Origin of the sequence: Flavobacterium sp. UW10123 (genome assembly GCF_040538975.1) — a bacterium.
In the GTDB taxonomy this organism is placed as follows: domain Bacteria; phylum Bacteroidota; class Bacteroidia; order Flavobacteriales; family Flavobacteriaceae; genus Flavobacterium.
The window spans coordinates 244285-253176 of record NZ_JBEWQE010000008.1; the positions used below are offsets into that span (position 1 = coordinate 244285).

Genomic DNA, 8892 nt, shown 5'->3' on the forward strand with positions numbered 1-8892 from the left:
GCACACCATGATTATAATGATAGCGGCTGCGGCCGAAAATAATGCGCTTGGAAAAAACAACGAATTAGTATGGCATCTGCCTAATGATTTTAAAAGATTTAAATCGCTTACAACTGGTCATCATATTATTATGGGAAGAAAAACTTTTGAAAGCTTCCCGAAACCTTTACCAGACCGCGTTCATATTGTAATTTCTCGTCAAGAAAATTATAAGCCAGAAGGATGCATTGTAGTGGATAGTATTGAAAAAGCGATTGCTATGTGCCCTGAAAACGATGACAGTTATGTTATAGGCGGTGGCGAAATTTACAATCTTGCCCTTCCGTTTACCGATATTATTGAATTAACTAAAGTTCATCACTCTTTTGATGCAGATGCTTTTTTTCCTAAAATCAATAAAAGCGAATGGGTTTTGGTAGAATCTGAAGAAAATTATAAAGATGAAAAACACCTTTATGATTACACTTATGAAACTTACATTAGAAAATAAATAAAAAACATCCTCTTTTTAGGGAGGATGTTTTTAAATAATTGATTTTTGAAGCCTAACTAGCTCAAGAAGAATTTTGTTTAAAAAAAATCACAAATGTTGAGAAACATCTGTAAAACTGAATAACATTTAATGTTATTTGAGACCTAAGCCTCAAACGCCTTTAATAACAAATACCACTAAGATATTAAAGGCAGAAAATTAAAATTTCCAAAAACAAATTTAATCCTAAGAACGTACTTTGCGCTTAATATAGTATTTCCCCCCAAGAACAATACTTTCAAAACTCTTTCATGAACAAATGAAGTTACCAGCACAAAAAAAGCAACCATTTGTTTAAGTCATAGCGACATTATCAATCATTAAAACTTTAATCATTTTTACTTTAGCAAAGTTGCTCATAACAGAGCTATTAGACAATACCGTAATTTAGGGATTTTAGCAAAATACCTAGATTTAGGGATGGTAGAGATATCGGTTTATCCTGTTTTAAAACAAACACTCAAAAACATTTATTTGACAAATTAAAAAACTCAATTACAGTTAAACTAGATTGTTTATATTTGCCTAAATAAAAAAAATGTCTGAAAAAGTAACTCCGTATAAAGACTCTTCTTTAGGTAAAAAAGAGCAAGTAACCCAAATGTTTGATACCATTTCTGGGAATTACGATAATTTAAATCGTGTAATTTCTTTTGGAATCGATATTAAATGGCGTAAAAAAGTATTAAAAATAGTATCAGACAAAAAACCAAAAGTTATTCTTGATATCGCAACAGGAACTGGCGATTTGGCTATTTTAATGGCACAAACTAATGCCCAAAAAATTATTGGCTTAGATATTTCTGCAGGAATGCTAGAAGTAGGAAAAAAGAAAGTAGAAGAAAAAAAACTTTCAAATATTATTGAATTAGTTTTAGGTGATTCTGAAAACATGCCGTTTGAGGACAATTATTTTGATGCAATTACAGTTGGTTTTGGCGTAAGAAATTTTGAAAACCTAGAAAAAGGTTTTGCAGAAATCTTAAGAGTATTAAAACCAAATGGAGTTTTTGTTATATTAGAGACTTCTGTTCCAGATAAATTTCCTTATAAACAAGGATACAATTTCTATAGCAAAAATATACTTCCATTAATCGGAAAATTGTTTTCTAAAGATAATGATGCTTATGGTTATTTATCTGAATCTGCCGCCGCTTTTCCTTATGGCGAAGCCTTAAACAATATTTTAAGAAAAACTGGGTTTATAGATGTTGTGGCAATGCCTCAAACTTTTGGTGTCGCAACAATTTATTCTGCATCTAAAAAATAGTATGAAAAAAGTTGTAATCTTATTTTTATTGGTCTTAACGACAAAAGGACATTCGCAATTTGCTAAAAACATGTTTAGCAAAGATCCTATCATTAATCTTGAAAACTGGCAAAAGCAACGCATTTACTTTGGTTATTATTTAGGTTTTAACAGTTTTGACTTTAAATTTGATTATAAAACTCCTGTACCGGAAGACATTCAAGTTAAAAAAACTACCGGTTTTAATGTTGGTGTTGTAGCCGATTTAAGGCTTCAAGAATATATTAATCTGCGTTTTGAACCAGGTTTGTACTATACAAAACGAGATTTATATTTTCCTGGTATAAGCAGCAAAGAAAGTGACTATTTAAGAGAAGTAAATAGTACTTATATTCACTTTCCTTTATTATTGAAATTTTCTGCCTTGCGTACAGGAAACATTCGTCCTTATTTAGTTGGCGGCATGTCGACTACTTTGAACTTGTCTAGCAATTCAAAATCTCAAGATGATAACTGGCAGCAAAAATTCAGAGTAAAACAATGGACAGCAGCTTACGAGATAGGTTTTGGAATTGATATTTTTACTGAATATTTCATCTTTTCTCCTTCTGTTAGAGGTATGTTTGGTATTACAGATGAATTAATTCGTGATAACGTAACGCCAGAGCACCCTATTAGCCCTTATACGGATAACATCGATTCAATGAAATCTAGAGCGCTTTTAATAAATTTCACTTTCCATTAAAACAAAATCTCAACTATTTCGTTTAAATTCACTAAGAATAATTGCTGTTGCAGTAGCTACATTTAAACTTTCGGTTTTTTGAAGCTCTCCAAATCTAGGAATTGTAAGACGGCTGGTTACAGTTTTTTCAATCTCTTCTGAAATTCCGTTGGCTTCATTACCCATAATAATGATTCCGTCGTTTGGTAATTTAGATTGATAAATATTTTCTCCGTCCATAAAAGTTCCAAAAACTGGCAGTTTAGTTTGAGCAAGAAAAAGTTTTAAATCAACATAACTTACATTTACTCTGGTAATAGATCCCATTGTAGCTTGTACCACTTTCGGATTATAAATATCTACTGTTTCTTTAGAACAGACAATCTGCTTAATACCAAACCAATCGCACAGACGTAAAATAGTGCCTAGATTTCCTGGGTCTCTAATATCGTCTAAGGCTAAAATTAAACCCGAATCGATTATTTTCTTTTCGGCTGGAATTTTAAAAACTGCCAAACAAGAATTTGGAGTTGACAAAGCACTTATTTTTTTCAGTTCCTGGTCATTAATAAGAGTGCGTTTTGACGCATGAACCGTTTGAAAATCATTCAACGTGGTGTATAAATGTTCTAATTCAAAATTGGATTGCAGCAATTCTTGAATTACTTTTACTCCTTCGGCAAAAAATAATTGATTGGCAAAACGCTGCTTTTTTTGATGCAAGCCTGATATTAGTTTTATTTGGTTTTTACTAACCATAAAATAATGTACTTTTGAATTAAATATTAAAAAACACTTGAAAAATAATTCCACAAAAATAATAGCATTTCTTCTAATTGCAATATTAATTTGCGCTTGTAATGCCGTAAAAAGAGTTCCCGATGGAAAAAACCTTCTTGTAAAAAATAATATTATAGTTAACGGAAAATCGACAAATGATGAGACGGCTTCAAATCAGATGTACCAAAAACCAAATGGAAAATTATTAGGCTATAAGCTCCGGTTAAATTTATACAATTTAGCTAATTTAAATCCAGATTCTACTTATCAGGCTAAATTTAAAAACAATCCTGGAAAATATGAGCGTATGTCTAAGATATTCTCTGCAAAACAAGTAGACCGTCTTGGACAATCTTTTTATTATAAAGGAATTCATGAATTTCTAAAAAACACTGGTGAACCTCCAGTGATAATTGATACTTCTAAAACTAAAAAATCTTTACTACGATTAAAATACTATTACTTCAATAGTGGTTATTTTAACGTTCAAACCGATTATACTATTGATACGGTAGGAAAAAAGAGAGCCGAAATTAATTACAATATTACAACAGGCCCAGCTTACAAATTGGACACTATTAGAACTAAAATAATGACTCCTGCCCTAGACTCATTATATAGAACTAATAACGAACCTTCTTTATTAAAATCTGGAAACCAATATAAAACCACAGATTTTGAAGAAGAGAAAAACCGTATTACAACCTATTTTAGAAATCACGGAGCTTACTATTTTCAGCCAACTTATGTCACTTTTGATATTGATACCATTGGCAAAAAAGCAAAAGCTGATGTGACATTAATAATAAACAACAATACAATTCAAGAAAGAGATTCTAGTCGTACAGAACCTTTTAAATTGTATAAAATTAGCGATGTAAATATTTACACTGATTATTCTGCTGCAAATGCCAAGAAAAAACCAACAGATAGTGTAACATACAATAACTTTAATTTGTATAGCTACAAGACTTTAAAATACAGACCACGTGCTATAACGGATGCAATTTTCATTACAAAAGGAAGTACTTTTGCCGATTTCAGAACGACTCTTTCTTCTCGATATTTAAATAATTTAAGGATTTTCAACTATCCGTCAATACAATATGAAGTAGACAAAAGAGATTCTACAGCACAGTCTCTTATTGCCAATGTTTATTTAACTCCTAGAAAAAAATACAGTTTTGGAGCCACTCTTGATGTGACGCATTCTAATATTCAGGATTTTGGAATTGGTGCCAGCATTTCAGAAACCATTCGAAATGTGTTTAATCGTGCTGAAACTCTTGAAATTTCTGCTCGTTTAAATGTCGGATCTTCTAGAGATATGGCAAACCCCAACGATAATTTCTTTAATGTATCTGAATATGGTTTGGACATGAAATTGAATTTCCCAAGAATTCTGCTTCCGTTTGGAACTGAAAAAATTATCCCCAAGAGCATGATCCCTTATACTTCTATAACTTCTGGTTTCTCGAAACAGCGAAATATTGGTTTGGACAAAGAAAACTTTACAGGAGGTATCTCATACAACTGGACACCAAAACGTCATAATACAGCAAAATTCGAATTGTTAAATGCTCAGTTTGTCCGCAATTTAAATCCAGACAACTACTTTAATGTATATACTTCATCTTATGATGATTTGAATTTTATTGGAAAAGATTACAATGTTGATGCACTCAACTGGGGAAACACAACAGAGGAACAAGCTAAAAAAAATCTTACTATACCTAATGGAACCACAGGATTTACGAGAGACGTATTAACCGGACAAACAGCCTTAACTCCAGCCGATTCACAATATCAAGAAGTGGAGAGTATCGAAGAAAGAAGGATTCGTTTGACTGAAAATGATTTTATTCTGGCAACAAGTTTTTCTTTTACCAAAACAACCAAAAAAGATTTAGCTGACAATAATTTCTATCAATTTAGAACCAAAATCGAATCAGCAGGAACCTTATTATCAGCTGTTTCAGAGATCGGAAATTTGCCTAAAAATTCAAGAGGAAACTACGAGATTTTTAACTTAGAATATTCAGAATATATAAAAACTGAATTTGATTACATCAAACACTGGGATTTTGGAAAAGAGAAAGTTCTCGCAGTGAGAAGCTTCTTTGGAATTGCAATTCCGTTTGGAAATTCAAACTACATTCCTTTTTCACGAAGTTATTATGGTGGTGGTTCCAATGACAACCGTGCTTGGCAACCTTACGCTTTAGGACCTGGAAGCACCAATGCTATAAATGATTTTAATGAGGCAAATATGAAAATCGCAGCTAGCATTGAATATCGCTTTAAAATTTTTGGAGATGTTAAAGGTGCTCTTTTTGCAGACGCTGGAAACATTTGGAATGTGCTCGATAATGTGATAGATCCAAAAGCAAGATTTGACAACTTAAACGATTTAGATGAAATTGCTTTAGGTACAGGATTCGGTTTAAGATACGATTTGAGCTTTTTTGTTATTCGTTTAGATTTAGGCTTTAAGACTTATAATCCAGCACATGAGAAGGGAGATCGATGGTTTAAAGAATACAATTTTGGACACTCAGTTTTAAATTTTGGTATAAATTATCCGTTCTAATGCTAATTAATTCTTATTTTTGCAACCTAAAAACTAAAAACAACTATAAAAAAAATTAAAATGGCACACAACATTAAACCAGGAGTAGCTACAGGAGATCAAGTACAAGAGATCTTTAATTATGCGAAAGAGAAGGGTTTTGCTCTTCCAGCAGTAAACGTTACTGGATCTAGCACAATTAATGGAGTTCTTGAAACTGCAGCAAAACTAAACGCGCCAGTTATCATTCAATTTTCTAACGGCGGAGCACAATTCAACGCTGGAAAAGGATTATCAAATGCAGGTGAAAAAGCAGCAATCGCGGGAGGAATCGCAGGAGCAAAACATATTCATACTTTAGCAGAGGCTTACGGTGCAACTGTAATCTTACACACTGACCACTGTGCAAAAAAACTTTTACCTTGGATTGATGGTTTATTAGATGCTTCTGAAAAACATTTTGCAGAAACAGGAAAACCATTATTCAGTTCTCACATGATCGATTTATCTGAAGAACCAATCGAAGAGAACATCGAAATCTGCAAAGAATATTTAGCTAGAATGAGTAAAATGGGAATGACATTAGAAATCGAACTTGGTATCACAGGTGGTGAAGAAGATGGTGTTGACAACTCAGACGTAGATAGCTCAAAATTATATACTCAACCAGAAGAAGTAGCTTACGCTTACGAAGAATTATCTAAAGTAAGCCCTAAATTTACAATTGCTGCTGCTTTTGGAAACGTTCACGGTGTTTACAAACCAGGAAACGTAAAATTAACTCCAAAAATCTTAAAAAATTCTCAAGATTTCGTACAAAGCAAATTCAACACAGGACACAATCCAGTTGACTTCGTTTTCCACGGAGGTTCAGGTTCTACACTTGAAGAAATCAGAGAAGGAATTAGCTACGGAGTTATCAAAATGAACATCGATACAGATTTACAATTTGCATACACTGAAGGAATCCGTGATTATATGGTTAAAAATTTAGATTATTTAAAATCTCAAATTGGAAACCCAGAAGGTCCAGATGCTCCAAACAAAAAATATTATGACCCAAGAAGATGGGTTCGTGAAAGTGAAGTTACATTCAACGCAAGATTGGAACAAGCTTTTGCAGATTTAAATAATGTGAATACACTATAATAAAAAAGTTTCAAGTTTAACGTTTCAAGTTTCAGGTTTCCGCAACTTGAAACTTGAAACCTAAAACAAATAAAACATTCAATATGGCTTGGTTTAAAAGACAAGAAAAAGGGATTACGACCGCTACTGAAGATAAGATGGACGTTCCGAAAGGATTGTGGTACAAATCTCCTACTGGAAAAATTATTGATGCTGACGAATTGGCGAGAAATTTGTTCGTTAGCCCTGAAGATGATTTTCACGTTCGAATTGGAAGCGCAACCTATTTTGAAATTTTATTCGACAACAACGAATTTGTTGAGTTAGATAAAAACATGACATCAAAAGATCCTTTGCACTTTGTTGATACAAAGAAATATGCAGACAGATTGAAAGATGTAATGGAAAAAACTCATCTTAAAGACGCTGTACGTACGGGAGTAGGAAAATCTAAAGGAAAAGATCTTGTAATCTGCTGTATGGATTTTGCATTCATCGGTGGATCTATGGGAGCTGTTGTAGGTGAGAAAATCGCGAGAGGTATTGATCACGCTATTAAAAACAAACTTCCTTTTGTAATGATTTCTAAATCTGGTGGAGCTCGTATGATGGAAGCTGCTTATTCTTTAATGCAATTAGCAAAAACTTCTGTAAAATTAGCTCAATTAGCTGAAGCTAAATTACCTTACATCTCTCTTTGTACAGATCCAACAACTGGAGGAACAACTGCATCTTACGCTATGTTAGGAGACATCAATATCTCTGAGCCAGGTGCTTTGATTGGTTTTGCAGGTCCTCGTGTTGTTCGCGATACTACAGGAAAAGATTTACCAGAAGGTTTCCAAACTGCTGAGTTCTTATTAGAGCACGGTTTCTTAGACTTTATCACGCCTAGAAAAGAATTGAAAGATAAGATTAACTTATATATCGATTTGATTCAAAATAACGCTATTAGAGATTAATTTTTTAATTTTCTAAAAAACACAAAATCCCATTCGCTTCGGCAAATGGGATTTTTTATTTTAAACCATATAAATTTTATAAATACAATTACTTGTCTGAAAAATTGTATTTTTGTTTTACATAAATAATAGCTTTATTGTATCATACTAATGCAAACCAGTTTTTTACAGAAATCTATTTTTCTTAAAGTAATATAAATATCTTTGAATTATGAACACAGCAACAAAACCAAAACACATAGGACGACAAATAAGCCGTATTCGCGAACTTAAAGATATGAAGCAAGAAGCATTGGCACAGGCTTTAGGAGTATCACAACAATCTGTATCGGTAATAGAAAATAGCGAGACTATTGATGACGAAAAACTTGAAGAAGTAGCAAAAGCTCTTGGTGTAAGTGCTGAAGCAATAAAAAACTTTACTGAAGAAAATATGATAAATTATTTCAATAATTTTTACGATAATAGCTGTAATGGATCAAACGGTATGTTCCATGCAAATTATTGCACATTCAATCCATTAGATAAAGTAGTAGAACTTTACGAGCGCATGATTCAGTCAGAAAAAGATAAAGTTGAGTATTTAGAAAAATTATTAAAAGAAAAATAAACCTTTCTAAAACATAAATTCAATATAAAATCTCAAGAAATTTCTCTTGAGATTTTTTGTTTTAAACCCTATAAGTTTTTCAGCAAAGCCTCTACATAGATATTTGATAGATTTAATATAGAAGTGAAAGCATCATATTACACACAATATGTCATTTCGACGAAGGAGAAATCTTCGTAAGTAACTCTGCAAAGATTGGCGACATTCCGTACGGAGCTACTCGTGGAGATTTCTCCTTCGTCGAAATTGTAAAGGTTAGATATTTCGGTAACAAAATTTAACTTTAATAAATTTTGTTGCGATGAGAAATAACAGTCAGGATTCAACATTAGAGAGAA

The 8892-nt window shown here is 32.5% G+C and carries 8 protein-coding genes; 7 read left to right on the forward strand and 1 reads right to left on the reverse strand.

Annotated features, from left to right (window positions below; translation table 11 throughout):
• Positions 1-7: 7 nt before the first annotated feature.
• The 3 genes from ABXT06_RS11325 (at position 8) to porT (ending at position 2526) form a co-directional block, all read left to right on the forward strand.
• Complete coding sequence (locus tag ABXT06_RS11325; protein ID WP_354590858.1) at positions 8-490, forward strand: dihydrofolate reductase; 483 nt, start codon at positions 8-10, stop codon at positions 488-490.
• A 580-nt stretch (positions 491-1070) separates the two neighbouring features.
• On the forward strand, positions 1071-1802 hold the full coding sequence (gene ubiE, locus ABXT06_RS11330) for a bifunctional demethylmenaquinone methyltransferase/2-methoxy-6-polyprenyl-1,4-benzoquinol methylase UbiE (RefSeq protein ID WP_354590859.1): 732 nt from the start codon (positions 1071-1073) through the stop codon (positions 1800-1802).
• Between the two features lies 1 nt (position 1803).
• Positions 1804-2526 (forward strand): type IX secretion/gliding motility protein PorT/SprT, encoded by a 723-nt coding sequence (gene porT / locus ABXT06_RS11335; RefSeq protein ID WP_354590860.1) that lies wholly within the window; start codon positions 1804-1806, stop codon positions 2524-2526.
• 9 nt (positions 2527-2535) lie between these two features.
• Here porT and ABXT06_RS11340 read toward each other — a convergent pair whose 3' ends face one another.
• Positions 2536-3264, reverse strand: coding sequence for an RNA methyltransferase (locus ABXT06_RS11340; protein WP_354590861.1), 729 nt, complete (start codon positions 3262-3264; stop codon positions 2536-2538).
• A gap of 37 nt (positions 3265-3301) precedes the next feature.
• Between ABXT06_RS11340 and tamL the strand changes: the two genes are divergently transcribed.
• The 4 genes from tamL to ABXT06_RS11360 all read left to right on the forward strand — a co-directional run bounded on the left by tamL (position 3302) and on the right by ABXT06_RS11360 (position 8554).
• A complete protein-coding gene (tamL, locus tag ABXT06_RS11345) occupies positions 3302-5875 on the forward strand; it encodes a translocation and assembly module lipoprotein TamL (RefSeq protein WP_354590862.1) in 2574 nt (857 codons plus the stop codon).
• A gap of 60 nt (positions 5876-5935) precedes the next feature.
• Positions 5936-7003: a class II fructose-bisphosphate aldolase gene (gene fbaA, locus ABXT06_RS11350; RefSeq protein WP_354590863.1), complete on the forward strand. Its 1068-nt coding sequence runs from the start codon at positions 5936-5938 to the stop codon at positions 7001-7003.
• Positions 7004-7086: 83 nt separating this feature from the next.
• A complete protein-coding gene (gene accD / locus ABXT06_RS11355; protein WP_354590864.1) occupies positions 7087-7944 on the forward strand; it encodes an acetyl-CoA carboxylase, carboxyltransferase subunit beta in 858 nt (285 codons plus the stop codon).
• A gap of 211 nt (positions 7945-8155) precedes the next feature.
• Complete coding sequence (locus ABXT06_RS11360; protein ID WP_354590865.1) at positions 8156-8554, forward strand: helix-turn-helix domain-containing protein; 399 nt, start codon at positions 8156-8158, stop codon at positions 8552-8554.
• Positions 8555-8892: the final 338 nt, after the last annotated feature.

What these genes read in the sequence shown, in the direction of transcription:
- ABXT06_RS11325 (WP_354590858.1), top strand. Translation starts at nt 8, where the DNA reads ATGATTATAATGATAGCGGCTGCGGCCGAAAATAATGCGCTTGGAAAA.
- ubiE (WP_354590859.1), top strand. Translation starts at nt 1,071, where the DNA reads ATGTCTGAAAAAGTAACTCCGTATAAAGACTCTTCTTTAGGTAAAAAA.
- porT (WP_354590860.1), top strand. Translation starts at nt 1,804, where the DNA reads ATGAAAAAAGTTGTAATCTTATTTTTATTGGTCTTAACGACAAAAGGA.
- ABXT06_RS11340 (WP_354590861.1), bottom strand. Translation starts at nt 3,264, where the DNA reads ATGGTTAGTAAAAACCAAATAAAACTAATATCAGGCTTGCATCAAAAA.
- fbaA (WP_354590863.1), top strand. Translation starts at nt 5,936, where the DNA reads ATGGCACACAACATTAAACCAGGAGTAGCTACAGGAGATCAAGTACAA.
- accD (WP_354590864.1), top strand. Translation starts at nt 7,087, where the DNA reads ATGGCTTGGTTTAAAAGACAAGAAAAAGGGATTACGACCGCTACTGAA.
- ABXT06_RS11360 (WP_354590865.1), top strand. Translation starts at nt 8,156, where the DNA reads ATGAACACAGCAACAAAACCAAAACACATAGGACGACAAATAAGCCGT.